The organism is Pantoea sp. USMM079, from assembly GCF_037153115.1.
GTDB lineage: Bacteria > Pseudomonadota > Gammaproteobacteria > Enterobacterales > Enterobacteriaceae > Pantoea > Pantoea communis.
Map to the genome: position 1 here is coordinate 66992 of NZ_JBBCKX010000012.1, position 25239 is coordinate 92230.

27 protein-coding genes are annotated in these 25239 nt (G+C 53.5%); 12 read left to right on the plus strand and 15 right to left on the minus strand.

Annotated elements, in window-relative coordinates; genetic code table 11:
- Position 1 precedes the first annotated feature (1 nt).
- Positions 2–1303, minus strand: coding sequence for a murein hydrolase activator EnvC (gene envC / locus WFP70_RS16430; RefSeq protein WP_313375570.1), 1302 nt, complete (start codon positions 1301–1303; stop codon positions 2–4).
- A 249-nt stretch (positions 1304–1552) separates the two neighbouring features.
- Between envC and WFP70_RS16435 the strand changes: the two genes are divergently transcribed.
- The 5 genes from WFP70_RS16435 to cysE all read left to right on the plus strand — a co-directional run bounded on the left by WFP70_RS16435 (position 1553) and on the right by cysE (position 4662).
- Entirely contained in the window at positions 1553–1984 is a 432-nt protein-coding gene (locus WFP70_RS16435; RefSeq protein WP_034823789.1) for a rhodanese-like domain-containing protein, read from the plus strand.
- Positions 1985–2001: 17 nt separating this feature from the next.
- Positions 2002–2256 carry a glutaredoxin 3 gene (gene grxC / locus WFP70_RS16440; protein ID WP_007885328.1) on the plus strand — a complete coding sequence of 85 codons (255 nt, stop codon included), beginning with the start codon at positions 2002–2004 and terminating at the stop codon, positions 2254–2256.
- A gap of 39 nt (positions 2257–2295) precedes the next feature.
- Entirely contained in the window at positions 2296–2760 is a 465-nt protein-coding gene (secB, locus tag WFP70_RS16445) for a protein-export chaperone SecB (protein ID WP_034823785.1), read from the plus strand.
- Complete coding sequence (gpsA, locus tag WFP70_RS16450; protein ID WP_182056728.1) at positions 2760–3779, plus strand: NAD(P)H-dependent glycerol-3-phosphate dehydrogenase; 1020 nt, start codon at positions 2760–2762, stop codon at positions 3777–3779. Before secB ends, gpsA begins: the two co-directional genes overlap by 1 nt.
- 67 nt (positions 3780–3846) lie before the next feature.
- The gene (cysE, locus tag WFP70_RS16455) at positions 3847–4662 is read left to right on the plus strand and encodes a serine O-acetyltransferase (RefSeq protein WP_034823780.1); all 816 of its coding nucleotides are present in this window, start codon (positions 3847–3849) and stop codon (positions 4660–4662) included.
- Here cysE and trmL read toward each other — a convergent pair.
- Genes trmL through cpxR form a run of 3 tightly spaced genes read right to left on the minus strand, consistent with a single transcriptional unit; the run spans position 4659 to position 7239 of the window.
- Positions 4659–5132: a tRNA (uridine(34)/cytosine(34)/5-carboxymethylaminomethyluridine(34)-2'-O)-methyltransferase TrmL gene (gene trmL, locus WFP70_RS16460; protein ID WP_058960119.1), complete on the minus strand. Its 474-nt coding sequence runs from the start codon at positions 5130–5132 to the stop codon at positions 4659–4661. The genes cysE and trmL overlap by 4 nt on opposite strands.
- A gap of 35 nt (positions 5133–5167) precedes the next feature.
- Complete coding sequence (cpxA, locus tag WFP70_RS16465; RefSeq protein ID WP_034823776.1) at positions 5168–6544, minus strand: envelope stress sensor histidine kinase CpxA; 1377 nt, start codon at positions 6542–6544, stop codon at positions 5168–5170.
- Positions 6541–7239, minus strand: a complete 699-nt coding sequence (gene cpxR / locus WFP70_RS16470; RefSeq protein WP_034823774.1) for an envelope stress response regulator transcription factor CpxR — start codon at positions 7237–7239, stop codon at positions 6541–6543. The genes cpxA and cpxR overlap by 4 nt, the downstream gene beginning before the upstream one ends.
- 150 nt (positions 7240–7389) lie before the next feature.
- On the opposite strand from cpxR, the gene cpxP reads away from it, so the two are divergent.
- The 5 genes from cpxP to WFP70_RS16495 all read left to right on the plus strand — a co-directional run bounded on the left by cpxP (position 7390) and on the right by WFP70_RS16495 (position 12201).
- The gene (gene cpxP / locus WFP70_RS16475) at positions 7390–7902 is read left to right on the plus strand and encodes a cell-envelope stress modulator CpxP (RefSeq protein WP_034823772.1); all 513 of its coding nucleotides are present in this window, start codon (positions 7390–7392) and stop codon (positions 7900–7902) included.
- Between the two features lie 200 nt (positions 7903–8102).
- The gene (gene fieF, locus WFP70_RS16480; RefSeq protein WP_034823770.1) at positions 8103–9005 is read left to right on the plus strand and encodes a CDF family cation-efflux transporter FieF; all 903 of its coding nucleotides are present in this window, start codon (positions 8103–8105) and stop codon (positions 9003–9005) included.
- A gap of 207 nt (positions 9006–9212) precedes the next feature.
- Entirely contained in the window at positions 9213–10175 is a 963-nt protein-coding gene (gene pfkA, locus WFP70_RS16485; RefSeq protein WP_034823768.1) for a 6-phosphofructokinase, read from the plus strand.
- Positions 10176–10322: 147 nt separating this feature from the next.
- On the plus strand, positions 10323–11312 hold the full coding sequence (locus WFP70_RS16490; protein WP_058960117.1) for a sulfate ABC transporter substrate-binding protein: 990 nt from the start codon (positions 10323–10325) through the stop codon (positions 11310–11312).
- A gap of 130 nt (positions 11313–11442) precedes the next feature.
- A complete protein-coding gene (locus WFP70_RS16495; RefSeq protein WP_097119671.1) occupies positions 11443–12201 on the plus strand; it encodes a CDP-diacylglycerol diphosphatase in 759 nt (252 codons plus the stop codon).
- Positions 12202–12364: 163 nt separating this feature from the next.
- On the opposite strand, the gene tpiA is transcribed toward WFP70_RS16495, so the two are convergent.
- The 3 genes from tpiA to fpr all read right to left on the minus strand — a co-directional run bounded on the left by tpiA (position 12365) and on the right by fpr (position 14696).
- On the minus strand, positions 12365–13132 hold the full coding sequence (tpiA, locus tag WFP70_RS16500) for a triose-phosphate isomerase (protein ID WP_034823759.1): 768 nt from the start codon (positions 13130–13132) through the stop codon (positions 12365–12367).
- Positions 13133–13252: 120 nt separating this feature from the next.
- Positions 13253–13843 (minus strand): YiiQ family protein, encoded by a 591-nt coding sequence (locus WFP70_RS16505; protein ID WP_034823757.1) that lies wholly within the window; start codon positions 13841–13843, stop codon positions 13253–13255.
- 106 nt (positions 13844–13949) lie between these two features.
- A complete protein-coding gene (gene fpr / locus WFP70_RS16510) occupies positions 13950–14696 on the minus strand; it encodes a ferredoxin--NADP(+) reductase (RefSeq protein WP_097119673.1) in 747 nt (248 codons plus the stop codon).
- A 290-nt stretch (positions 14697–14986) separates the two neighbouring features.
- Between fpr and emrD the strand changes: the two genes are divergently transcribed.
- Positions 14987–16183 (plus strand): multidrug efflux MFS transporter EmrD, encoded by a 1197-nt coding sequence (gene emrD / locus WFP70_RS16515; RefSeq protein ID WP_058960114.1) that lies wholly within the window; start codon positions 14987–14989, stop codon positions 16181–16183.
- Here the strand turns inward: emrD and glpX are convergent.
- The 3 genes from glpX to WFP70_RS16530 all read right to left on the minus strand — a co-directional run bounded on the left by glpX (position 16173) and on the right by WFP70_RS16530 (position 19669).
- On the minus strand, positions 16173–17183 hold the full coding sequence (gene glpX / locus WFP70_RS16520; protein WP_337023863.1) for a class II fructose-bisphosphatase: 1011 nt from the start codon (positions 17181–17183) through the stop codon (positions 16173–16175). The genes emrD and glpX overlap by 11 nt on opposite strands.
- A gap of 96 nt (positions 17184–17279) precedes the next feature.
- Positions 17280–18791 (minus strand): glycerol kinase GlpK, encoded by a 1512-nt coding sequence (glpK, locus tag WFP70_RS16525; protein WP_058960112.1) that lies wholly within the window; start codon positions 18789–18791, stop codon positions 17280–17282.
- Between the two features lie 29 nt (positions 18792–18820).
- Complete coding sequence (locus WFP70_RS16530) at positions 18821–19669, minus strand: MIP/aquaporin family protein (RefSeq protein WP_034823747.1); 849 nt, start codon at positions 19667–19669, stop codon at positions 18821–18823.
- 421 nt (positions 19670–20090) lie between these two features.
- Here WFP70_RS16530 and zapB point away from each other — a divergent pair, with 421 nt between their 5' ends.
- A complete protein-coding gene (gene zapB / locus WFP70_RS16535; protein ID WP_034823745.1) occupies positions 20091–20330 on the plus strand; it encodes a cell division protein ZapB in 240 nt (79 codons plus the stop codon).
- 53 nt (positions 20331–20383) lie between these two features.
- Here zapB and rraA read toward each other — a convergent pair whose 3' ends face one another.
- The 5 genes from rraA to cytR all read right to left on the minus strand — a co-directional run bounded on the left by rraA (position 20384) and on the right by cytR (position 25208).
- On the minus strand, positions 20384–20869 hold the full coding sequence (gene rraA, locus WFP70_RS16540; protein WP_034823742.1) for a ribonuclease E activity regulator RraA: 486 nt from the start codon (positions 20867–20869) through the stop codon (positions 20384–20386).
- 153 nt (positions 20870–21022) lie between these two features.
- Positions 21023–22360 (minus strand): HslU--HslV peptidase ATPase subunit, encoded by a 1338-nt coding sequence (gene hslU, locus WFP70_RS16545; RefSeq protein WP_045815700.1) that lies wholly within the window; start codon positions 22358–22360, stop codon positions 21023–21025.
- 5 nt (positions 22361–22365) lie between these two features.
- Positions 22366–22902: an ATP-dependent protease subunit HslV gene (hslV, locus tag WFP70_RS16550; RefSeq protein WP_071845580.1), complete on the minus strand. Its 537-nt coding sequence runs from the start codon at positions 22900–22902 to the stop codon at positions 22366–22368.
- 205 nt (positions 22903–23107) lie between these two features.
- The gene (ftsN, locus tag WFP70_RS16555; protein ID WP_337023864.1) at positions 23108–23998 is read right to left on the minus strand and encodes a cell division protein FtsN; all 891 of its coding nucleotides are present in this window, start codon (positions 23996–23998) and stop codon (positions 23108–23110) included.
- A 166-nt stretch (positions 23999–24164) separates the two neighbouring features.
- Entirely contained in the window at positions 24165–25208 is a 1044-nt protein-coding gene (cytR, locus tag WFP70_RS16560; protein ID WP_034823733.1) for a DNA-binding transcriptional regulator CytR, read from the minus strand.
- Positions 25209–25239 lie beyond the last annotated feature (31 nt).

A 25239-nucleotide genomic window follows, 5' to 3' on the forward strand; every position in this document is an offset into this window, starting at 1 on the left:
CTTATCTTCCTAACCACGGTAGTGGATTGACGGCCTGTCCCTGACGTCGGATTTCAAAGTAGAGCGAAGGCGTGCCGCGGCCGCCACTGGTACCCACGAGGGCGATAGGCTGTCCTGCCTTCACCTGAGTACCCACGCTCACCAGCGCACTTTGGTTGTAGCCATAAAGACTCATATCGCCTTTACCATGTTCCAATACCACAACCAGGCCATAGCCTTGCAGCCAGTCGGCCATCAGTACGCGTCCATCGGCGATGGCTTTCACTTCGGTGCCTTCTGGTGCATCAATCACCAGACCTTTCCAGCGCAGTTCACCCTGCATGGATTCACCGAAGCGGTGTTCAATACGTCCATTCACCGGCCATACCGCCTGCCCACCAGGCTTACCGAGGCCACCGGTGCGCGCCATCAACTCACGTTCGCTTTGTGTGGGTTGATAACTTGATCCCTTGGCTTTTGCCTGCGCCTGACGCTGGCGTACTTTTTCTGCCTCACGTGCTTCACGTTCGGCACGCTCACGCGCTTCGCGTTCGGCTTTGGCAATTTTATCCTGCAGACGGCTTTCGTTTTCTCGCATCTCAACCAAATCGGCCTGATCTTTTTCCAGCGAGCTTTCCAATACTGTCAGGGTTTTCTTACGTGCCGCACTGGCGGTTTCCAGTTTGGCTTGCTGCGACTGCTGTTGGGCTAACAGGGATTTTTGTTGTTCCTGCTTACCTTGCAATGCCTGACGCTGCTCGGACAGCTGTTGCTGAGTTTGTTTGAGATCGTCGATGTTTTTCTGGCGTGCAGCATTAAGGTAGCCGAAATAGGCAAGTATGCGTTCACTGCGTTGTGCTTCTTCACCACCCAGCAGCAGCTGTAACCCATTGTGTTGGCCTTGTCGGAAAGCCGCATCCAATTGTTGAGCCAGCAGTTTTTCCTGCTGAGCCTGCTGTTTTTCCAGACGAGAGATGGAGGTGGTAATTTGTGTGATTTCGCCGTCGAGCGCGGTCAAACTATTGCGTGTTTCCCTAAGCTGCCGGCTGGCTTGCGCAATCACTTTTTCCTGACTTTGCAGTTGATCGAGAAGTTTGCTGCGCTGTAATTTCTGCGCTTTAACGCTTTTCTCTTTGTCAGCGATATCCTGCTGAATGGACTTGAGCTGGGTTTTACTGTCATCCGCACTGTGCGCGTAAACGGGCAATAACAGTGCGCCCGCGCAGAGCAAGCTCAGGGAGATTTCGGACCAGCGAAATAACAACGGATGCGCTGGGCCGTTGTGACAGGTCCTTGTGTGTGTAACGGTCGCTTTTCCCTTCATAGTCGATAATTATTCCACGATGAACAGCCGCTTACCAGTTATCCCGGGCGGGTTTTGCTTTACGAAAGATGTCGGTGCCGAGCTTAGCGGCATAAACCTTGACTCAATTTTGCGATTAGAACACTTTTTTTGGAAAATGACGCACAAATCGTAACTCTGCCCGCTTCGCGACTGTACATGCTAAGTGGCGCAGGTATACTCAGAACCCTTGTTTTAGCTTATTAGCCCGGTCTGGAGTCGTTACCCCTCATGCAAGAAATTATGCAGTTTGCAAGCAATCACACCATCCTTAGTCTGGCATGGGTTGTTTTACTCGTTCTGGTGATTGTGACCACCGTTAAAGGAATGTTCTCTAAGGTAAAAACCATCAGCCGTGGTGAAGCAACCCACCTGATCAACAAAGAGGATGCGGTGGTTGTAGACGTGCGTTCGCGCGATGATTATCGCAAAGGGCACATTTCAGGTGCGGTGAATATTGCAGCGGCTGACATCAAAAAAGGGAGCTTTGCCGAACTGGAAAAGCACAAGTCCCAGCCCATAATTGTGGTATGTGCCACTGGTCAGAGCGCGGGTGAGTCAGCCGCTAAATTGAGCGCTGAAGGTTTTGAAAAAGTCTCCGTGCTGAAAGATGGCGTGAGCGGCTGGAGTGGTGAGAATCTGCCGCTGGTACGCGGTAAATAATTCCCAGAGGTAACCGCATGGCTAATGTTGAGATTTACACCAAAGTCACATGCCCTTATTGCCACCGGGCAAAAGCATTGTTGGATCAGAAAGGCGTTTCGTTCCAGGAGATTCCTATTGATGGGAACGCGGCGAAGCGTGAAGAGATGATTCAGCGAAGCGGGCGTACGACAGTTCCACAGATTTTTATTGATGCACAGCACATTGGTGGCTGTGACGATCTTTACGCGCTGGATGGGCGTCAGGGACTGGATCCCTTACTCCAGGCATAATTTTTCGGTCAGACAATTTAACTCACAGGATTTAGTAACATGTCAGAACATAGCACAAACGAAATGCAGTTCCAGATTCAACGTGTTTATACCAAAGACGTTTCTTACGAAGCGCCAAACGCGCCTCAGGTTTTCCAGAAAGAGTGGGAACCGGAAGTGAAACTGGATCTGGACACCGCTTCATCTCAGCTGGCTGATGAAGTCTACGAAGTTGTTCTGCGCGTTACCGTGACAGCAACCGTTGGCGAAGACACCGCATTCCTGTGCGAAGTTCAGCAGGCAGGTATCTTCACTATCGGCGGTATCGAAGGCACTCAGATGGCACATTGCCTCGGTGCATACTGCCCGAACATTCTGTTCCCGTATGCACGTGAATGCATCACCAGCCTCGTGTCTCGTGGTACTTTCCCTCAGCTCAATCTGGCGCCAGTTAACTTTGATGCCCTGTTCATGAACTATCTGCAGCAGCAAGGTGAAGGCGAAGCGCCACGTCAGGATGCCTGATGACTACCCTCAACGCTTCGATTAGCGTCATCGGTGCCGGCTCGTACGGCACCGCATTGGCCATTACGCTGGCCCGTAACGGCCATCCGGTTCTGCTCTGGGGCCACAATCCGCACAGTGTGGCACAGCTCCAGGCTGACCGATGTAATGCTGCTTTCCTGCCTGATGTACCTTTCCCTGACAATCTTGTTCCTGAAGCCGATTTGGCAACGGTGGTGAGTGCCAGTCGTGATCTGTTGGTGGTGGTGCCCAGCCACGTGTTTGGCGACGTTCTCACCCAGTTGAAGCCGCATCTGCGTGCAGACTCACGTATTGTCTGGGCAACCAAAGGTCTCGAAAAAGAGACTGGCCGTCTTTTGCAGGATGTTGCGCGTGAAATCCTTGGCGATCAAATTCCGCTGGCCGTGGTTTCCGGTCCAACTTTCGCGAAGGAGCTTGCTGCGGGCCTGCCTACAGCGATAGCGCTGGCTGCCACTGACGCACAGTTCGCCGAAGATCTGCAGCAAAAACTGCATTGCGGTAAAAGCTTCCGCGTGTACAACAATCCAGACTTCATCGGCGTGCAACTGGGTGGCGCGGTGAAAAACGTGATTGCGATTGGTGCCGGCATTTCCGATGGAATTGGTTTTGGTGCTAACGCACGAACCGCGCTGATTACCCGTGGGCTGACGGAGATGAGTCGCCTTGGCGCCGCTCTCGGAGCCGATCCCACCACCTTTATGGGCATGGCGGGGCTGGGCGATTTAGTGCTGACCTGTACCGATAATCAATCCCGCAATCGTCGTTTTGGCATGATGCTGGGACAAGGCGAGAGCGTTGATGAGGCGCAACGCATTATCGGACAAGTTGTAGAAGGGTACCGAAACACCAAAGAAGTCAAAGCATTGGCGGCAAGAATGGGTGTTGAAATGCCGATAACCGAGCAGATTTATCAGGTACTGTATTGCGAAAAATCGGCGCGAGAGGCAGCATTGAGTTTACTTGGCCGTGCAAGGAAGGACGAAAACAGCCAAAGCTGAAGCAGGATGCTCAGCTAAATCACCTGCAGCGCCTCTCAGGCGCTTTTTTTATCGGGAGCACAGAGCAATGTCGTCAGAAGAGTTAGAACTGGTCTGGAACAACATCAAAGCTGAAGCCAGAGCGCTGGCTGATTGTGAACCCATGCTGGCCAGCTTTTATCACGCGACTTTGCTCAAGCACGAAAATCTTGGCAGCGCACTAAGCTACATGCTGGCGAACAAACTTGCCAACCCGATCATGCCAGCCATTGCGGTACGCGAAATCGTTGAGGAAGCGTATCGCGAAGATCCAGAGATGATTGTCTCTGCAGCTTACGATATTCAAGCCGTGCGCCAGCGCGATCCTGCCGTTGATAAGTATTCAACGCCATTGCTGTATCTGAAAGGCTTCCATGCATTACAGGCTTATCGCATCGGCCACTGGCTCTGGAAAGAGGGCCGCCGCGCGTTAGCCGTCTATTTGCAGAACGAAATCTCCGTCTCCTTTGCAGTGGATATCCACCCGGCAGCCCGTATTGGTCGCGGCATCATGCTCGATCATGCTACCGGTATCGTGATTGGTGAAACCGCCGTCGTGGAAAATGACGTGTCGATTTTGCAGTCGGTCACGCTAGGCGGTACCGGAAAAACCAGCGGCGATCGCCATCCGAAAATCCGTGAAGGTGTGATGATTGGCGCAGGTGCCAAGATTCTCGGTAACATTGAAGTGGGGCGCGGCGCGAAAATTGGTGCAGGTTCGGTGGTACTACAACCAGTGCCGCCGCATACCACGGCAGCCGGTGTGCCTGCGCGTATCGTTGGCAAACCCACCAGTGATAAACCTTCGATGGATATGGACCAACTCTTCAACGGCGCGGGCTTCGAGTACGGCGACGGAATTTAGCTCTTGATCAGTGCGCCAGCATAATCAAGCTGGCGCCACGCTTCATACACCACCACAGATACCGCATTCGACAGATTCATACTGCGACTTTCAGCCATCATTGGGATGCGGATCTTCTGCTCTGCTGGCAGCGCGTTCAGTATCTCTGCCGGCAAACCACGGCTCTCAGGTCCAAACAATAAATAATCCCCTTTCTGATAGCTCACAGCGCTGTGGGCAGGTGTGCCTTTGGTGGTGAGTGCAAACAGACGCTGTGGTGCTTCAGACTCGATAAACGCAGTGTAATTGGCGTGTTTTTTGAGTGAGGTGTATTCGTGATAATCGAGCCCGGCGCGGCGCAGGCGCTTGTCATCCCAGGCAAAGCCCAGCGGCTCAATCAGATGCAATTGGAAGCCTGTATTGGCACACAAGCGGATGATATTGCCCGTATTTGGCGGAATTTCTGGTTCAAATAAAACGATGTTCAGCATAAGGCCCCCGGAAACGAGGGCCGAAGCATAGCAAATTATTGACGAGCGGAGTACAGCGGCAACCAGAGCGTAAGCCGCAGACCGCCTAATGGACTGTCATCGGCTTTCACCCAACCGCGATGCTGTTGTACGGCCGTTTCCACAATCGCCAGTCCAAGACCGGTGCCACCAGATTCACGGTCGCGTGCTTCATCAGTGCGATAAAAGGGGCGGAAAATCTGCTCGCGATCTTCAGCGCTAACGCCTGGGCCATCGTCATCAACGTGAACGGTAATGCCCTGGATATCCACCGAAAAACTCACGCTAATATGCGTGTGGGAATAACGCAGCGCATTGCGCACGATGTTCTCCAGCGCGCTCTCCAGGGCATGCGGGTTGCCGTACAGTGGCCACGGACCAGGCGGATACGGCACATCCATGGTTTTACCCATCTGCTCGGCTTCAAATTTGGCATCTTCCAGTACACCGTTCCACAGCTGGTTCGCCTTCATCGCTTCACTGACTAAGGCATTTTTATGCTGAGTGCGTGAGAGCACCAGCAAATCGTTAATCATGCCATCAAGCCGCTGGGCTTCCGTTTCGATACGCTGAAGTTCTTTACCTTCACCATTGCGACGGCGCAGTAGGGCGGTAGCCAACTGCAAACGTGTCAGTGGCGTGCGTAATTCATGACTGATATCGGATAACAAACGCTGCTGTGCGGTCATCATGCGTTCAAGTGCGCTCACCATTTGGTTGAAACTTGAACCTGCTGCCAGGAATTCCTGTGGACCGGATTCCAGTTCAGGATGCTGGCGTAAGTTTCCGCTCGCCACTTCATCGGCAGCATGTTTCAGTTTGCGCGCTGGACGCGCCAGGCTCCACGCCAGCCATAACAGCAGTGGCGAGCTAATCAGCATGGTGACAATCAGCAGCAATAACGGACGGTCAAACAGTAGATTGACGAAGTCCAGTTGAGAACTGGTGGCGGGGCGGATCAGGTAGAGCTGATAGTTATCTTCACCATCCTGCACGGCGAACGGGCCCACCATTTCCACACGACCATACTTTTTCTTCTGCGGATGATCGGCATTATCAGACTGGCCGATAAAGTTACGAATCACCTGCATTTCATTATGCTGCGCTCCGATCACCCGGCCTTCGCTGGTCACTAATAACAAGCGTTGACCGGGTGGGGCCCATTTGTCGATGGCGCGAAACAGCCGGCGCCACCACATCAGGTCGTTGGGAGGATCTTGCGATAACTCAGCTTCAACGTGCTGTTCAATCATGGTGCCCTGTCGTTGCTCACTTTCCAGCAGTGCAGTCATCTGGCGTGAGTCGAGTTTGGGCACCATCAAAACCAGCATCAACACCAGCGCCAGGGTGAGCCAGAAAATGGCGAAGATGCGGGTGGTCAAACTTCCAATCATGATGCCGAAACCATCAGATAGCCGCGTCCGCGTAGCGTTTTAAACCACGGATGACCATCACGACGTTCCGGCAATTTACGACGCAGGTTTGAAATGTGCATATCAATCGCGCGGTCAAACGGCGTCAGGCGTTTACCCAGCACTTCCTGACTGAGGTGCTCACGTGACACGACCTGACCTAAGTGCTGTGCCAGCAAATAGAGCAGAGTGAATTCCGTGCCCGTCAGATCCAGCGTTTCACTATCGAAGCTGGCTTCCTGGCGGCCTGGGTTGAGGCGCAGGCAATCCACTTCCAGCGTGGGTGAACTATTGTCATGCTGCTGTTGTTGTTCGCTCCAGTTTGAACGGCGCAAAATAGCCCGAATACGCGCCACCAGTTCACGGTCATTAAACGGTTTTGGTAGATAGTCATCCGCGCCCAGCTCAAGGCCAAGAACACGATCCAACTCACTACCACGAGCGGTCAGCATAATGACCGGAGTTTGGTGCTGTTGTCGTAATTCTTTCAACGTATCAATACCGTTCTTCTTCGGCATCATGACGTCGAGTAATAACAAGTCAACGCTGTTATCCAGCAGGTTAAGCGCCTGCTCGCCATCGCTGGCGACAATCACCTCAAAACCTTCCATCTCAAGCAGTTCTTTAAGCAGCGAAGTTAATTCGCGGTCGTCATCAACCAACAGGATTTTATTCATTTTTTGTTGCCCTCCGCAGGCAAAATACCGTGTTCCTTGACTTGCTTTCCAACGCTTTACGTAGTTTTACACCCCCTGACGGATGTTTGCAGCTATCGCCGTACACTAGCTCTCGTTGAATCGCAAAACGGAACGAACTGGGAGTAAACGATGCGCTACTTAACCGCCGTCGTCATTGCCTCAGCGATGGTTCTCAGTCACGCCAGCGCAGAAGCAGCAGACACGACGACGATTGACGAGATGCATCATAACGGCGGATTGACGACAGGCAGTATGACGCAAAATCCGCAAAGCCACATGTTCGATGGCATTGAGCTGACTGAACAACAGCGGCAACAGATGCGAGACCTGATGCAGCAAGCACGACATGAGCGCCCGGCTATGAGCGTTCAGGATATTGAAACTATGCATGACCTTGTCATTGCAGACAAATTTAACGAATCGGCTATCCGACAGCAGGCAGAGAAACAAGCCCGCGCGCAGATAGAACTGCAAGTTGAGATGGCTCGGGTTCGCAACCAGATGTATCACCTGCTAACGCCTGCACAGCAAGCGACATTGCAGAAGAATTATGAGCGGCGACTTAACGATATGCGTCAGCTCTCAGGATTGCAGCCATCATCACCGCTGCATGCAGTGAGTAGTACCAGCAGTAACCAGTAACATAGTATCCCTGTTTTCCTTGCCATAGACACCATCCCTGTCTTCCCCCGCATGATGCGGGGGTTTTTTTTATCTGCCAATCCTGTGCTGCATCATCACCTTAATATTCAATTCACGCAGCTTACGCTTGCCGATGATAAACTTGAGCCATTATGTGACTAAAGGCGTTGCGCTGAGCAGACGCTTCTATGAGGCATGGCATGGATCCCTCCTACGCGAAACTCGTCAACCGCGCGGCGCTGGCGGCAACGACGCTGGCGACATTACTGTTGATCGTGAAAATTTTTGCCTGGTGGCTGACTGGCTCAGTCAGTATGTTGGCCGCCCTGGTCGATTCACTGGTGGATATCGCTGCATCGCTCACAAATTTACTGGTGGTGCGCTATTCACTCCAGCCTGCGGACGCTGATCACACCTTCGGCCACGGTAAAGCGGAGTCGCTTGCCGCACTGGCACAAAGCATGTTTATTTCCGGCTCGGCACTGTTTTTATTTCTCACGGGTATTCAGCATCTGGCCTCACCCAATATATTACGTGCGCCGCTGGTCGGTATCGTCGTCACTGTGGTCGCCCTTTTGTCCACCCTGTTACTTGTGACTTTCCAGCGCTGGGTGGTGCGTCGGACACGCAGCCAGGCGATACGTGCGGATATGCTGCACTATCAATCTGACGTGGTGATGAACGGCGCGATCCTGGTGGCTTTGGTGTTAAGCAGCTATGGTTTTGTCCGGGCAGATGCGCTCTTTGCGCTGGGGATTGGGGTGTACATCCTCTATAACGCTTTGCGCATGGGTTATGAAGCGGTGCAATCTTTGCTGGACCGCGCATTGCCGGAAGAAGAGAAGCAGGCGATTATCGATTTGGTTAGCGACTGGCCAGGTGTGCGCGGTGCCCATGCACTGCGTACGCGTCAATCCGGGCCAACCCGTTTTATCCAGCTTCATCTGGAAATGGATGACCACCTGCCGCTGGTGCAGGCGCATCAGGTAGCGGATCAGATCGAGCAAGCACTCCGGCTTAAGTTTCCCGGTTCGGATGTTATCATCCATCAGGATCCCTGTTCGGTGGTGCCTGAAAATCAGCAAGGCTTTTTCCAGTTTTAGCGTTTAAATATCATGGCGTTGCGTTATAAAAATGACGTAACGCTAACAACTCTGTAAAAAAATAGCGAAAACTTGTCTGACCTGAATCAATTCAGCATCAAGCCTTTGATATACTATCTGCAACTATTAAGCCGCACGATCGTGAGCGGGTTTACACCGGTCGGCAGGCAGGAATAATCCTTAGTTTTGAACAATCCAGAGGTTGTCATGATCAAAAAAATCGGAGTACTGACCAGCGGCGGTGACGCCCCAGGCATGAACGCAGCCATCCGCGGAGTTGTCCGTTCCGCGCTGAGTGAAGGCCTTGAAGTTTTTGGTATCTACGACGGCTATCTGGGATTGTATGAAGACCGTATGATCAACCTCGACCGTTACAGCGTGTCCGACATGATCAACCGTGGCGGCACTTTCCTCGGTTCTGCGCGCTTCCCGGATTTCCGTAATGAGGAAGTTCGTCAGGTTGCCATTGAGAACATGAAGAAGCGCGGCATTGACGCGCTGGTGGTCATCGGCGGTGACGGTTCCTACATGGGTGCCAAACGTCTGACGGAAATGGGTTTCCCGTGCATTGGTCTGCCAGGCACCATCGATAATGACGTTGCCGGTACCGATTACACCATCGGTTACTTCACGGCGCTGGAAACCGTGGTTGAAGCGATTGACCGTCTGCGCGACACCTCCTCTTCGCATCAGCGCATTTCCATCGTGGAAGTGATGGGTCGTTACTGCGGCGATCTGACTCTGGCTGCTTCCATCGCCGGTGGTTGTGAATTTATCGTGCTGCCGGAAATTCCTTATACCCGTGAAGAACTGGTCGAAGAGATCAAAGCGGGTATCGCCAAAGGTAAAAAACATGCCATTGTGGCCATTACCGAACACATCTGTGATATCGACGATTTGGCGCATTACATCGAAGCAGAAACCAAACGCGAAACACGTGCAACGGTGCTTGGGCATATTCAGCGTGGCGGTGCACCATGCGCTTACGACCGTATCCTGGCGTCACGTATGGGTGCCTACTCCATCGAACTGCTGTTGCAGGGCTACGGCGGACGTTGTGTCGGTATTCAGAATGAGAAGATGGTGCATCACGACATCATTGACGCGATTGAAAACATGAAGCGCCCATTCAAGCGCGACTGGCTGGATACGGCGAAAAAACTCTACTAATCAAACTAAATCAGGGCGCGGCCTCCACCGTGCCCTTTTTTATTCCCACTTATATTCTCTCCAGTTATAACCACTTATTTTTAATTCTTTAATCATTGAATTGGTTTATGTCAGTCTTGTTCTATAACGACCTCGGGAGAGCAAGCAATGAACAAGTGGAGTATTGGTGTCACCCTGTTACTGGCTTCCACCAGTGTTTTGGCAAAGGATATCCAGCTGTTAAACGTTTCTTACGATCCAACGCGTGAGCTGTATGAACAGTACAACAAAGCGTTTAGCGCACACTACAAGCAGGAAACGGGTGACAATGTGGTGATCCGTCAGTCTCATGGCGGTTCAGGGAAGCAGGCGACCTCTGTGATCAACGGCATTCGTGCTGATGTCGTAACCCTGGCGCTGCAGTCTGACGTGGATGCTATTGCTGACCGTGGTCGGATCGATAAAAACTGGATTAAGCGTCTGCCAGACAACTCCGCCCCTTATACTTCCACCATCGTGTTCCTGGTCCGTAAGGGCAACCCGAAGGGCATTCATGACTGGAACGATTTAATTAAACCCGGCGTATCGGTGATCACCCCGAACCCGAAAACCTCAGGTGGCGCACGCTGGAACTATCTGGCCGCATGGGGCTGGGCGCTGGATCAAAACAACGGTGACCAGACCAAAGCACTCGCGTATGTGAAGGCGCTGTTCAAGAACGTAGAAGTGCAGGACTCCGGTGCACGTGGCGCCACCAACACCTTCGTTGAACGTGGCATAGGCGATGTGCTGATTGCCTGGGAAAACGAAGCGTATCTGGCGGTGAACAAGCTGGGTAAAGACAAGTTCGAAATCGTCACGCCAAGCGAATCGATTCTGGCAGAACCAACCGTTTCGGTGGTCGATAAGGTGGTGGATGAGCAGGGCACGCGTAAAGTGGCCGAAGATTACCTGAAGTATCTCTACTCACCAGAAGGCCAGACCATCGCAGCGGAAAACTTTTATCGTCCACGCGATCCTGAAGTCGCGAAAAAGTTTGCCAGCACCTTTGCGCCGGTGAAACTGTTCACTATCGACAGCAAGTTCGGTGGCTGGACGCAAGCGCAGAAAGCGCACTTCGCTGATGGTGGCAGTTACGATCAGGTCATGAAACCGTAATTGTCATCGCATCAAACTGAAACGGTCAGCCTGATGCTGGCCGTTTTGCATTACACAGCAGTAAAAGTCCGTGACATTGCCCAGACGGCAGGCGAGGATGCTGGCAGGTGATGAACAGAGGAATTCGGCCATGCAGGGAAGTCGTCGCACCCTGAAGTTGCTAACCGTTTTACTGCTGGTGCTGATTGTCGGACTGATCGTCAGCGCCTTCCATTTCCAGAAAAACTCCAATGCCCTCTGGCAGATCATCAGTGAAAAGTGCGAGCCCAATCTGGCGAAGAGTGGCAATCCCGCCCCTTGTCAGCAAGTGAATACGGCACAGGGTTATGTCACGCTGAAAGACCTCAACGGTCCACTGCAGTATTTACTGATGCCGATTGAAAAAATCACTGGCATGGAAAGCCCGATTATTCTCGAACCCACCACGCCCAATCTGTTTGCCGCCGCCTGGCTGCAGCGCAGTCTGTTGGCCAAAAAACGCGGTGCACCGATTGATGATAGCGTGCTGTCACTGGCGATTAATGCGCAATATGGCCGTACGCAGAATCAACTGCACATCCACATCTCCTGTCTGCGTCCTGATGTGCGCCAGCGGCTTGATGCGTTAAGCCCTAAGCTCAATGAACAGTGGCAACCAGCCACGCTGCGCAAACATCGCTATTTGATTCGCACACTGTCGACGGCTGAACTGGCGCAGCAAAGTGTCTTTATTCGTCTGGCGACTGAAGTGCCTAATGCGCGCAGCGAGATGGGAAAATATGGGATGGCACTGGCGGAATTACCGGATGGGCGCTTAGCGTTGCTGGCGCTGGAACGTAACTGGTTAATGTTAAACAGCGGTTCTGCGGAGGAGTTGCAGGACCACCAATGCCAGATTTTGAACCATTAACCATGGCTTCCAATATAAAGCTTCAATGAAACGTATAAGCACGCTGGGGGGTTCCAGAACTGTTTCATCACATCTTCCTCAGTGTATGAGTTACATGTCTCAGTACGCATCTCTGGCAATAAAAAAGGCGGCCCATCAGCCGCCTTGTTCAACACCTAAAAACTTAGGCGTTTTTCGCTGCTGCAGCTGCTTTCACGATCACTGCGAACGCATCGGCTTTCAGTGAAGCACCGCCAACCAGCGCGCCATCGATATCTGGCTGGGTGAACAGTTCTGCGGCATTTTTGTCGTTAACAGAACCGCCGTACTGAATGATAACCTGCTGAGCAATCGCCGCATCTTTCTTCGCGATATGGTCACGAATGAATTTGTGCACGGCCTGGGCCTGCGCAGGTGTAGCGGATTTGCCGGTACCGATCGCCCAGACTGGCTCATAAGCGATAACCACGCCTTCGAACGCAGCAGCACCTTGAGTTTCCAGCACGGCGTCGATCTGACGTGCGCACACTTCTTCAGTCTTGCCCGCTTCGTTCTCTGCTTCAGTTTCACCGATGCACAGTACTGGTACCAGGCCGGCTGCTTTCAGCACAGCAAATTTCTTCGCGATGAACTCGTCGCTTTCTTTGTGGTAAGTACGACGCTCAGAGTGGCCGATGATGATGTATTTCGCGCCGACATCTTTCAGCATTTCTGCGGAGGTTTCACCGGTGAATGCGCCAGACAGGTTAACGTCAACGTTCTGTGCACCCAGTGCAATGTGGCTGCCGGAGACGGCGTGTTTTGCCAGGTCAAGATAGAGAGTGGGTGGAGCAATTGCTACGCCACAACCTTCAACACCAGACAGCTCTTTGCGCAGACCTTCAATCAGCTCGCCTGCCATGTGCTTGCTGCCATTCAGTTTCCAGTTACCCATAACCAGTGGATGTCGCATTCTTTCCTCCGCATAACGCGATTCATGAAATAGCGCTGCCATCGGGCAGCGATGTCTGCCAGACAGTATAGAGATCAAACGTGTCGCTGGCTTTGCTTTTCGTCATTTTTGCCGCGGTGATCAAGGGGTCGCGAGCGCCAGTTTTATTGGCTCAACCGCGAAGGTTAATCCCTTGTCACCGTTATCCGCGACCACAAAACGCAATGCGCCTTCAGTACTGGCAAAATAGCGTGCGCCTTTGCCTGCGCTGAGCAGTGCATCAAGCTTTTTGCGTCCATCTGCAGGCGATAAACCTGGGACAAAAAATCGCAATAATGCTGTCATGTAATCCATCGCACGTGCCTGCGCGGCTTTCATATCCGGGCCGGGAACCGGTAGCCAGGTAATTTGCAGCGTTTTGATTTTTCCGGTGCCCTGCTCCAGCGCGGTAGAAGCATAGAGTGTTTCATTGATCTTGCTGGCGGCGCGCGTCAGGTTGCTTTTATCGTCTCGATTATCAATCGCACGATATTCCTGCAACGGCAGGTCCGGATTCGTTGCGTTGTACTTCTCGCGGAACTGCGCGATGGTCATATCGAAGGTGGGGGCACCTGCCAATAGATAAGGGGCGGCAGGCAGGTGATCGCTTCGATCCTGCGGTGTCGCATCCTCCGCCCAGGCGGGAAATGTCAGCGCGACGCTCAAGAGCAGCGCGACTGGCAGGTTCTTCATTGCTTCGGCCCTAAATCATTCACTTAGCCCACGATTAGAACGGTTTTTACCGACCAAAGTCAAAACCCGCACAGGGAAAAGTCTGACATTCTTCACACCACACGGATTACCAGTAATGCTCGCTGGTCATATGGCCGGGTTTGCGTTTGAAATGTTTACGCATCTCACGCGTATCTTTCAGCAATTGCTGGGTATCGCGCACCATTTGCGGGTTACCACACAGCATCACGTGGCTGGTGTCAGCGGTCATCGGCAAACCCACCGCACGTTCAAGTTCACCGCTCTCAATGAGCTGCGGAACACGACCGTGCAGCGAACCGGCGATCTCTTCGCGACTCACCACCGTCTGAATATGCAACTTGCCCTGATAGCGCTGTTGCAGCTGCTGCATCAACGGCAGGAAGCTCAGGTCATCGGCGAAACGTGCCGCATGCACCAGCACAATGTTATCAAACCGTTCCAGATCTTCGCCCTGTTGCAGAATCGATAGATAAGGACCGATCGCCGTGCCAGTGGCCAGCATCCATAGCGTGCTGCAGTCGGGAATTTCATCGAGTACAAAGAATCCTGCAGCTTCTTTGGTCACCATCACCTGATCGCCAGGCTGCAATGCCTGCAAACGTGGACTGAGCTTACCCTCTGGCACGGTTACCAGATAGAACTCCAGTAAGGGATCGCGCGGTGCATTCACATATGAATAGGCGCGTTGCACGCGTTCACCATCAATTTCCAGCGCCAGCTTGGCAAACTGCCCGGCGGTAAAGGTATCAATCGGCGCGGTAACGCGCAGGCTGAACAGTGCATCGGTCCAGTTTTTCACTTCTTTCACTTCCGCATTGATCCACTCTGCCATGATCGCTCCTTATTATTGATTATTCAGGCGTGTCACTATCATCGTCAGCCCTCTCACAGATTTCCAGCCCGGCGGAGAGTAAAGGGCTCTCAGCGACAAATCATGCGCACTCCACATCAACTGTAGCGGTCGGGTTACGACCCGGTACGTAATCTTGACACCACTGCGCCAGTCGCTTTGCACTCACCTCTCGATTTGTCATGCAATCCTGATATTTTTGCCGCCATTAATCGCCAGCAGCCTTTTTTAGTGCTGCTTTTATTTTGTTTCTCAGGCAGACATTTTGTTCCATGTTGAAGAATAAAACACAAAACCGCTTCCTGTTATTCATGCTGATCGTGCTGGTGGCGGTCGGACAGATGGCGCAAACCATCTATGTGCCGGCGATGGCGAACATGGCCGAAGCCCTGAACGTACGCAGTGGCAGCATGCAGCAGGTCATGGCCGCTTATTTGATGACCTATGGTGGATCACAACTGATCTATGGTCCGTTGTCAGACAGCTTTGGCCGTCGTCCGGTGATCCTTATCGGTATGACGATCTTTGCCGTGGGGGCATTGATCGCCATGTTTGCGCCATCACTGCAGATTTTGGTGCTGGGCAGCGCGGTGCAGGGTTTGGGTACTGGCGTCGCGGGGGTGATGGCGCGCACTATGCCGCGCGATCTCTATTCCGGTATCGCCCTGCGCCAGGCCAATAGTCTGCTGAATATGGGAATTCTGGTGAGCCCGCTGCTGGCACCGGTGATTGGCGCGCTACTGACGCACCTGTTTGGCTGGCACGCTTGTTTTGCCTTTCTGCTGTTGCTGTGCGTCGGCGTCACAGCTTCCATGGCGCGCTGGCTACCCGAAACGCGTCCCGTGGATACGCCTGCCACACCATTTCTGCGCCGTTATGCCACCTTACTTAGCGACGGGAATTTTATCCGCTATCTGCTGCTGCTGGTGGGCGCCCTGGCAGGTATCGCAGTGTTTGAAGCTAGCTGTGGGGTGTTGATGGGGGGCGTGCTCGGTCTGGATGGCATCACCGTCAGCATTCTGTTTATCCTGCCAATCCCGGCCGCCTTTTTTGGTGCGTGGTTTGCCGGACGCGAGCAGAAGTCCTGGCATACGCTGATGTGGTACGGCGTGAACAGTTGCTTGCTGGCGGGTCTGCTGATGTGGATTCCGGCATGGTTCGGCATCATGAATATCTGGACACTGCTGGTGCCTGCCGCACTGTTCTTCTTTGGTGCCGGGATGCTGTTCCCATTGGCAACATCCGGTGCGATGGAGCCGTATGCATGGTTAGCAGGGAGTGCGGGCGCGCTGATTGGTGGCATACAGAATTTGGGCTCTGGCGTAATTGCCTGGCTGTCGGCGCTACTGCCGCAGCACGATCAGTCGAGCCTCGGGATGCTGATGTTTGTCACATCGCTGGTGATGCTGCTGTGCTGGTGGCCGCTCTCACGTCATCCGGAGAGCGGCAAACAGGCGATTACAGGATAAACTGATGCAGCGCCGCGTCTTTGCGATCCAGATAATGGATCGACTGGATGCGGCGGATGGTGCGTGATTTACCGCGCACCAGCAGGGTTTCGCTGGTAGCGATGTTGCCTTTGCGTGTAATGCCTTTCAGCAGGTCACCGGTGGTGATACCGGTGGCGGCGAAAATCACATTATCGTTACGCGCCATCTCTTCCAGCTTCAGCACTTCTCCGGCTTTAATGCCCATTTCAGCACAACGTTGCAGCTCCTGCTCGCCCAAACGACGGTTCTCTTCACTGTCGCCTTTGACGTCGTGGCGCGCCAATAGCCGAGCCTGCATGTCGCCATCCATTGCACGTATCACTGCAGCGGACACCACACCTTCTGGCGCACCGCCGATACCGTAAAGTACATCCACTTCGCTGTCAGGCATGCAGGTCAAAATCGAGGCCGCAACATCACCATCCGGGAAGGCAAACACACGCACGCCGAGCTGCTGGAGCTGAGCGATCACCGCGTCATGGCGCGGCTTAGCCAGAATCGACACGGTCAGCTGGCTGAGGGGTTTATCCAGAGCGATGGCGATGTTCTTCAGATTGGCTTCGAGCGGCAGGTTGAGATCGATAGCACCGCGCGCGCCGGGCCCGACAATCAGTTTTTCCATGTACATATCAGGTGCGTGCAGGAAGCTACCTTTATCGCCCACGGCTAATACTGCCAGTGCGTTGGCCTGACCCATCGCCGTCATGCGTGTGCCTTCGATAGGATCGACAGCGATATCCACCGCATCCCCAAGGCCGGTACCGACTTTTTCACCGATATAGAGCATCGGCGCTTCGTCGATTTCGCCTTCGCCAATCACAATCTGACCATCGATATCAATGGTATTGAGCATAATGCGCATAGCGTGGACGGCTGCACCGTCGGCCGCATTTTTATCGCCGCGTCCTAACCAGTGATAGCCCGCTAATGCAGCGGCTTCGGTCACACGGGAAAATTCAATCGCGAGTTCTCGTTTCATGGTTGCACCTGATAAAAAACAGGCAGGCAGTGTAACACGGAGGGGAAAGCAGGGCGGGGAGAAAAACCCGCGGCAGGGTGCCGCGGGTCAAAGGTATTACTCAGCGTCTTCCCACGCTTGCGCACGCGCCACGGCTTTCTTCCAGCCTGCATAGCGCACGTTGCGTTCGGTGGTTTCGATGCTTGGGCGGAACTCACGTTCAACGACCGCTTTCGCACGTACTTCCTCCAGATCGCTCCAGAAGCCCACCGCCAGGCCAGCAAGGTAAGCTGCACCCAGCGCGGTCACTTCACGTACTTCCGGACGCTCAACGCGCGTACCGAGAATGTCTGACTGGAACTGCATCAGGAAGTTGTTGGCGACCGCACCACCGTCCACGCGCAGAGATTGCAAACGGGTGCCTGCATCGTTCTGCATCGCTTCCAGCACGTCACGTGTCTGATAAGCAATCGATTCCAGGGTTGCACGGATGATGTGATTTGCGTTGGCACCGCGCGTCAGACCGAAGATGGCGCCACGGGCATACGGATCCCAGTAAGGCGCACCCAGACCGGTAAACGCAGGCACCATGTAGACGCCGTTGGTGTCTTTCACTTTCAGGGCGAAGTATTCAGAGTCCGTTGAATCACTGATCAGCTTCATCTCATCACGCAGCCACTGAATGGAGGCACCGCCGATGAACACCGCACCTTCCAGTGCGTAGTTCACTTCGCCACGCGGGCCGCAAGCAATGGTAGTCAGCAGACCGTGCGTTGAAGTCACGGCTTCGGTGCCGGTGTTCATCAACATGAAGCAGCCGGTACCGTAGGTGTTTTTCGCCATACCCGGTTGTACGCACAGCTGGCCGTACAGGGCTGCCTGTTGGTCACCTGCAATACCCGCGATTGGAATACGCGTACCGCCTTTACCCCCGATGTTGGTCTGGCCGTAGATTTCAGAAGAGCCTTTCACTTCCGGCAGCATTTCGCGCGGAATATCGAGGATCTCCAGCATACGCTCATCCCACTCCAGCTTGTGGATGTTGTACATCATGGTACGAGAGGCGTTGGTGTGGTCGGTGATGTGCACACGCCCCTGGGTCATTTTCCATACCAGCCAGGTATCAACGGTACCAAACAGCAGCTCGCCACGTTTTGCACGCTCGCGCGCACCTTCAACGTTGTCGAGGATCCACTTCACTTTGGTGCCTGAGAAGTAAGGGTTAATCACCAGACCGGTGGTATGCTGGATGTACTCTTCCAGACCCTCTTTCTTTAGCTTGTTACAATAGTCCGCTGTACGTGGATCCTGCCAGACGATGGCGTTATAGATCGGCTTACCGGTCTCTTTATCCCACACGATGGCAGTTTCACGTTGGTTGGTGATACCAATCGCGGCAATCTCATCAGAACGGATGTCGGCATGGGCCAGCACTTCGACCAGCGTTGAGCTTTGTGACGCCCAGATATCCATTGGGTCGTGTTCTACCCAGCCCGCTTTCGGGTAAATCTGGGTGAATTCGCGCTGCGAGACGGCGACGATGTTCGCGTCATGATCGAGTACCACGGCACGCGAGCTGGTCGTGCCCTGATCGAGCGCGAGAATGTATTTTTTATCAGTCGTAGTCATTTTATTTTCCTGATGATTAACGATGAAACTTACGCTTTACGCTGCTCAGCGCGTGCGACCGGTTTTTCTGTTTTGCTGGCTTCCGCCACGTTGACCGGCAGGTTACGGCCAATCAGTGAACGGTAACCGAAGGCTCCGAGGCAAGCACCCACCAGTGGGCCAAAAATCGGAACCAGGAAGTAAGGAATATCTTTGCCGCCGGTGAAGGCCACATCACCCCAACCTGCGATGAAGGCGAACAGCTTAGGACCGAAGTCACGCGCCGGGTTGAGTGCGAAGCCAGTGAGCGGGCCCATTGAACCACCAATCACGGCAACCAGCAGACCAATTAACAGCGGAGCCAGTGGACCACGTGGTACGCCATTGCCGTCATCGGTCAGCGCCATGATCACCGCCATCAGTACCGCCGTAATCACCATCTCAACCAGGAACGCCTGACCGACACTGATGTGCGGGTTAGGGTAGGTTGAGAAGATACCGGCCAGATCGAGGCTCTGCACGCTGCCTCGCACCATTTGATGGCTGGCTTCATAATCAAAGAACAAATTGTAGTAGAGGCCATAAACCAGCGCCGCCGCACAGAAGGCACCGGCAACCTGCGCCAGGATGTAAGGCAGCACTTTGCGGCCTTCAAAGTTAGCAAACAGGCACAGCGCGACCGTTACCGCTGGATTCAAATGCGCGCCGGATACGCCCGCACTGAGATACACGGCCATGGAGACAGCAAGACCCCAGATAATACAGATTTCCCACTGACCGAATGCGGCACCAGCCAGTTTTAATGCAGCAACACAGCCTGCACCAAAAAAGATGATCAAACCGGTACCGAGAAACTCGGCGATGCATTGACCTTTTAGTGTGTTCGTTGTCTGACTCATAATGGCATTCCTGAAGCGAGGTTAAATTTTATCAGTTTTTGTTCTCAATCCATGAGTCACCCAGCTCTTATGTAGGGCTGATGTGAATTTATCGTTAACGAGCATAAACGAGAAATAGCGAAATCGAAATATGTGTACTCCGTCATAAAAATGCGCGTTTTCGCGTCTTTTACCTTTCTTTAAGGGCCATTAACCCTGCTTTACTTAAGTCCAATATCGTGACCGCGCGCAAAAATGCGCGATCGTGAGCGTTTTTTTAAGCATTAACTGAAAAGTGTTACAGACTGCCCGTGCAGGCCTTGTGTCGCTGGACTTGCGGGGTGTGGCTACATACAATCGGGACATCGTGGCTGGACGCACCATAACAAGGCAGTCCCAGCACCATCAACGCCTTGCAAGAGATTTAGGAGAGGTCATAAAGATGTCATTTGAAGTGTTCGAGAAACTGGAAGCGAAAGTACAGCAGGCGATTGATACCATCACCCTGCTACAGATGGAAATCGAAGAGCTGAAAGATCAGAATAATACGCTGCGCAACGAAGCCAGCCAGGCTTCCGGCAACCAGGATGCACTGGTGCGTGAAAACCAGCATCTGAAAGAAGAACAGCACGTGTGGCAGGAGCGTCTGCGTGCACTGTTGGGAAAAATGGAAGAGGTTTAAGCGTCTATGCTTAAACCCATGACGGGTGCTGCGGCACCCGTTTTTGTTGAGGCTTACTCGATATCGAGGGCGTCTTCCGACAGAATGATGCCGGTGTTATCGGCATAAAGATGATCTCCAGAGAAGAAGGTTACGCCGCCAAAGTTAACGCGCACATCACTTTCGCCAATCCCTTCGCCCGCCGCACCGACCGGAATCGCGGCAATCGCCTGAATACCAATTTCCAGCTCTTCCAGATCGTCCACCTGACGCACTGAGCCGTAGATCACCAGGCCTTCCCACTCGTTTTGCGCTGCCAGACGCGCCAGTTGCGCATCAACCAGAGCACGACGTACCGAGCCGCCGCCATCAATCACTAACACGCGACCCCGGCCATTCTCTTCCAGCAGATCGTAAAGCAGGCCGTTGTCTTCGAAACATTTCACTGTGGTGATTTGCCCACCGAATGAGGTGCGTCCGCCAAAATTGGAAAAGAGCGGTTCAACCACGTTCACTTCTTCATGGTAGATGTCACAGAGTTCGGAAGTATCATATTTCATGAGGGTATCGTCTGTTTGCCACAGGAGCGGTAAGTATATCGCTATCTGACGATTGTTGGCAAAATCATCACCCGCTAAAAAAAGCGCTGCATCAATATCCTGCGTAAAAAAATGCCCGGCACAGTGGCCGGGCAGCGGATAACGATGGGACCTTTACAGAATAAAGCGGCTGAGATCTTCGTCGGCCACCAATTCGTCCAGATGCTTGCCTACGTAATCAGCATCGATGGTGATGGATTCGCCGTTGCGATCGCTGGCGTCATAGGAGATGTCTTCCATCAGACGCTCCAGCACGGTGTGCAGACGACGCGCACCGATGTTTTCAGTCGTTTCGTTCACCTGCCATGCGGCTTCGGCGATGCGACGGATGCCGTCTTCGGTGAAATCAACGTTCACGCCTTCAGTGCCCATCAGCGCTTTGTACTGTACGGTCACAGAAGCGTTTGGCTCCGTCAGAATACGTTCGAAATCATTCACGGTCAGCGCCTGCAGCTCTACACGAATCGGCAAGCGACCCTGCAGTTCTGGAATCAGATCTGACGGGCTGGCGACCTGGAACGCGCCTGAAGCGATAAACAGAATGTGGTCGGTTTTCACCATGCCGTGCTTGGTGGACACGGTGCAGCCTTCAACCAGTGGCAGCAGGTCGCGCTGTACACCTTCGCGTGATACATCCGGGCCGCCCGCATTCTGGCCGCCGCGCTTACAGATCTTATCGATTTCATCAATGAACACGATACCGTGCTGCTCAACGGCTTCGATGGCGTCTTGCTTCAGTTCTTCTGGATTCACCAGTTTTGCCGCTTCTTCTTCAATCAGCAGCTTCATGGCTTCTTTGATCTTCAGCTTGCGCGCTTTCTGCTTCTGGCCGCCGAGGTTCTGGAACATCGACTGCAGTTGGCTGGTCATCTCTTCCATGCCTGGAGGCGCCATGATTTCAACACCGGCTGCGGATGCGGCCAGATCGATCTCAATCTCTTTATCATCCAGCTGGCCTTCACGCAGTTTCTTGCGGAATGACTGACGGGCCGCAGAAGGTTCGGCAGTGTGCTCAGCCTGGCCCCAGTTATTTTTCGCCGGTGGGATCAGCACATCAAGAATGCGCTCTTCCGCCATCTCTTCGGCGCGGTATTTGTTTTTCTCGATGGCCTGGCTGCGCACCATTTTGATGGCAGAGTCGGTCAGATCGCGAATAATCGAGTCGACTTCTTTACCCACGTAACCCACTTCGGTGAATTTCGTGGCTTCGACTTTGATGAAAGGCGCATTGGCGAGTTTTGCCAGACGACGCGCGATTTCGGTTTTACCGACACCGGTCGGGCCAATCATCAGAATATTTTTTGGCGTCACTTCATGGCGCAGCTCTTCGTCGAGCTGCATGCGGCGCCAGCGGTTACGCAGTGCAATCGCCACGGCCTTCTTTGCGCCGTCCTGGCCGATGATAAAGCGGTTAAGCTCGCTGACAATCTCGCGGGGAGTCATCTCAGACATGATGTTTAGTCCTTAGCCTTAGACGGTAATTCTTCAAAGTTGATGTTGTGGTTGGTGTAAATGCAGATATCGCCAGCGATGTTCAGCGCCTTCTCAACGATATCGTGCGCACCAATGTCGGTGTTCTCCAGCAGGGCGCGTGCCGCTGCCTGGGCGTAAGGACCGCCGGAACCGATGGCAATCAAATCATTTTCCGGCTGGATCACGTCTCCGTTACCGCTGATGATCAGTGAGGAGTTCTCATCAGCTACCGCCAGCAGCGCTTCAAGACGGCGCAGCATGCGATCGGTACGCCAGTCTTTTGCCAACTCGACCGCGGCTTTCACCAGGTGACCTTGATGCATTTCCAGCTTGCGCTCGAACAGTTCAAACAGGGTGAAGGCATCTGCGGTGCCGCCAGCAAAACCAGCGATCACTTTGTCATTGTAGAGACGACGCACTTTCTTCACGTTGCCTTTCATCACGGTATTGCCGAGCGTAGCCTGGCCATCACCGCCAATCACGACTCGGCCGTTGCGTCGTACACTTACTATTGTTGTCACGGGCAGACCCCTTGTTGCAGTGGATAAGGAACTTCGCGCACAGAGCGCGGAGTATCATGCAACCAGATATGGGGTAGGTTTGAAGGGTTTCAACCCCGAGATTTGTCTTACTTGAAATGGCCGGTACGTTGGCGAGGTGCGTTCACCCCTGTAACTTACTGATGCAAGCTCAGGGGATTCACGCACTTGCCGCGAGGCGAATGACTTAAGGTAAAGCGAGAGGAATGCAGCTTCCGTGTCCGGAGCTGTGTAAGCGTTTGACCGTGCTGTCAGCGCTGCTGCGATCTTTAAACGGCCCGATTACCACACGATTCCAGCCACCGCTGGTGGTGATACGACTCTCGAAACCTTCAAAAGCCAGACCTGCGCGCACAGACTCTGCCTGGTCAGTGCCTTTGAACGATCCACACTGCACCATCCAGCGCTGCGAAGCGGCTTTCTCTTCCGGTTTCGCTTTTGCCGTTTCCTGCGGTTTCGGCTGTTGCACTGGTTCACGCGTTATCGGCGCTGGCTGTTGTTGTTGACGCGTCGCCTGCTGTTGCTGCAACTGCTGTTGATGTTGTTGCTGCTGTAACTGTTGCTGCTGGCGCTGCATCTGTTGCTGTTGTTGCTGAACCTGCTGCTGGCGTTGCAGAGTTTGCTGACGCTGTGCCGGAGTTTGTTCGTTCCACGGCACTTCGTTGAGCTGCGTCGGTTGCTGGCGCATATCAGCCTGCATCTGTTCCAGCAATTGGCGCTGCTCATCCGTCAGCTGTGTTTGTGATTGCACACCACCACCAGCAGACGGTTCAGTCGGCGTCGGCACGGTGATTTGGCGATTTTCCAGCTCTTTGATGTATTTCCAGCGCTCTTCCGGCTTAGGCGGAAGGCCGTTGCCGTTGGCTTTATGATTCGGAATGACCTCAGTCTCTTCTTTTTTATGATGAGAGATGAACCATAAACCACCGGCAAAGGTGACCAGCACGGCCACGGCCAGTACGATCATCAACTTTGACGTGCCGGAGCCGCCTTTGCTTTTCTTACTGCGGCCTGCAGCGGGTTTTTTGCGACGCGTCCCTGTTGAACGCCCGCGGCCTACATAATCTCTCTGTGCCACTTTCGTTCTGATACCCTTCAAAAAAATGCCAATGGGCGAAACCCTAAATTAAGACGGGTGTAAAAGTTCTGTTAATTGCCCGGCAACGAATGCGTCATGTTACTCAAGGGCTGGAACTTTGACCAGCAGAGTCTGCCTTCAGAATCCGCTGAAAATGCAGTGAAGCCTAGACCATTTTTCCCGTTTTTGTGGCGGGTGCGGTGCTTCCGCGCACGCGTAATTCCGCGTCGAGTAAACGTGAGCCGTTGTTGACGCGTTTGCCCTGCAGTTCATCCAGCAACAGCAGCATCGCCTCACGACCAATGGCAAACCGCGGTTGTGCCACGGTGGTGAGTGGGGGATCGTAATACTGCGCCAGTTCGATATCGTCAAATCCCACCACGGAAAGATCCTGCGGAATGCGCATGCCCAGCTTTCGTGCCTGATTCATTGCACCTAATGCCATCAAGTCGCTGTGGCAGAAAATGGCTTTCGGCGGCTGAGGTAAGCTCATCAACTGTTTCAGCGCACTGGCACCAGCTTCGAAGGTGAAATCACCGTGCACAATCATCGTGGGATCAATGGCGATACTGCTGCGGCGCAGAGCCTGAATGTAGCCTTGTAAACGATACTGGCTGAGCGGGATATGTTCCGGCCCGGTAATGCAGGCAATCTGGCGATGACCGAGTTGCAGCAGATGATTGACAGCTTCAAATGCCGCCGTCAGGTTATCAATGTGCACGGTAGGCAGAGCCATTTCCGGGGCGAATTCGTTGCCCATCACCATCGGCGGCAGGTTACGCTGATCTTCAATTCCTGCATCGAACGGCAGTTGTGAACCCAGCAGCACCATGCCGTCGATTTGGCGCGTCAACATCAGGTTGAGGAAGGTTTTTTCCTGCTGATCCTGATGTGCGCAGTCGCCAATCAACACCAGATAGCCTTCCTGCGCCGCGGTGACTTCGACGCCACGGATGATTTCACTAAAGAACGGATCGCAGATGTCCGGCACTATTACCAATATGGTTTGCGTTTCGCCGCGTTTGGCATTGCGCGCCAGCCCGTGTGGCGCATAGCCGACATCAATCACCGCTTGTTCTACTTTCTGCCGGGTGGCAGCCGAGACTTTTTCCGGGTTCATCAGCGCGCGAGAAACCGTGGCGGTAGAGACGCCGGCTTTCTCGGCCACATCTTTCATGGTGGCAGCAGATGAAGGTTGCTTCTGGTCCAACGTATAACTCCTGACGCGGTACAGCGCATTG

Excerpts from the sequence above, each read along its gene's own strand:
- pfkA (WP_034823768.1), top strand. The coding sequence starts at position 9,213 with ATGATCAAAAAAATCGGAGTACTGACCAGCGGCGGTGACGCCCCAGGC.
- fieF (WP_034823770.1), top strand. The coding sequence starts at position 8,103 with ATGGATCCCTCCTACGCGAAACTCGTCAACCGCGCGGCGCTGGCGGCA.
- cysE (WP_034823780.1), top strand. The coding sequence starts at position 3,847 with ATGTCGTCAGAAGAGTTAGAACTGGTCTGGAACAACATCAAAGCTGAA.
- WFP70_RS16435 (WP_034823789.1), top strand. The coding sequence starts at position 1,553 with ATGCAAGAAATTATGCAGTTTGCAAGCAATCACACCATCCTTAGTCTG.
- cpxA (WP_034823776.1), bottom strand. The coding sequence starts at position 6,544 with ATGATTGGAAGTTTGACCACCCGCATCTTCGCCATTTTCTGGCTCACC.
- WFP70_RS16505 (WP_034823757.1), bottom strand. The coding sequence starts at position 13,843 with ATGAAGAACCTGCCAGTCGCGCTGCTCTTGAGCGTCGCGCTGACATTT.
- WFP70_RS16490 (WP_058960117.1), top strand. The coding sequence starts at position 10,323 with ATGAACAAGTGGAGTATTGGTGTCACCCTGTTACTGGCTTCCACCAGT.
- WFP70_RS16495 (WP_097119671.1), top strand. The coding sequence starts at position 11,443 with ATGCAGGGAAGTCGTCGCACCCTGAAGTTGCTAACCGTTTTACTGCTG.
- cpxP (WP_034823772.1), top strand. The coding sequence starts at position 7,390 with ATGCGCTACTTAACCGCCGTCGTCATTGCCTCAGCGATGGTTCTCAGT.
- WFP70_RS16530 (WP_034823747.1), bottom strand. The coding sequence starts at position 19,669 with ATGAGTCAGACAACGAACACACTAAAAGGTCAATGCATCGCCGAGTTT.
- gpsA (WP_182056728.1), top strand. The coding sequence starts at position 2,760 with ATGACTACCCTCAACGCTTCGATTAGCGTCATCGGTGCCGGCTCGTAC.
- fpr (WP_097119673.1), bottom strand. The coding sequence starts at position 14,696 with ATGGCAGAGTGGATCAATGCGGAAGTGAAAGAAGTGAAAAACTGGACC.
- cpxR (WP_034823774.1), bottom strand. The coding sequence starts at position 7,239 with ATGAATAAAATCCTGTTGGTTGATGACGACCGCGAATTAACTTCGCTG.
- secB (WP_034823785.1), top strand. The coding sequence starts at position 2,296 with ATGTCAGAACATAGCACAAACGAAATGCAGTTCCAGATTCAACGTGTT.
- trmL (WP_058960119.1), bottom strand. The coding sequence starts at position 5,132 with ATGCTGAACATCGTTTTATTTGAACCAGAAATTCCGCCAAATACGGGC.
- envC (WP_313375570.1), bottom strand. The coding sequence starts at position 1,303 with ATGAAGGGAAAAGCGACCGTTACACACACAAGGACCTGTCACAACGGC.
- zapB (WP_034823745.1), top strand. The coding sequence starts at position 20,091 with ATGTCATTTGAAGTGTTCGAGAAACTGGAAGCGAAAGTACAGCAGGCG.
- rraA (WP_034823742.1), bottom strand. The coding sequence starts at position 20,869 with ATGAAATATGATACTTCCGAACTCTGTGACATCTACCATGAAGAAGTG.
- glpK (WP_058960112.1), bottom strand. The coding sequence starts at position 18,791 with ATGACTACGACTGATAAAAAATACATTCTCGCGCTCGATCAGGGCACG.
- grxC (WP_007885328.1), top strand. The coding sequence starts at position 2,002 with ATGGCTAATGTTGAGATTTACACCAAAGTCACATGCCCTTATTGCCAC.
- tpiA (WP_034823759.1), bottom strand. The coding sequence starts at position 13,132 with ATGCGACATCCACTGGTTATGGGTAACTGGAAACTGAATGGCAGCAAG.
- glpX (WP_337023863.1), bottom strand. The coding sequence starts at position 17,183 with ATGAAACGAGAACTCGCGATTGAATTTTCCCGTGTGACCGAAGCCGCT.
- hslU (WP_045815700.1), bottom strand. The coding sequence starts at position 22,360 with ATGTCTGAGATGACTCCCCGCGAGATTGTCAGCGAGCTTAACCGCTTT.
- emrD (WP_058960114.1), top strand. The coding sequence starts at position 14,987 with ATGTTGAAGAATAAAACACAAAACCGCTTCCTGTTATTCATGCTGATC.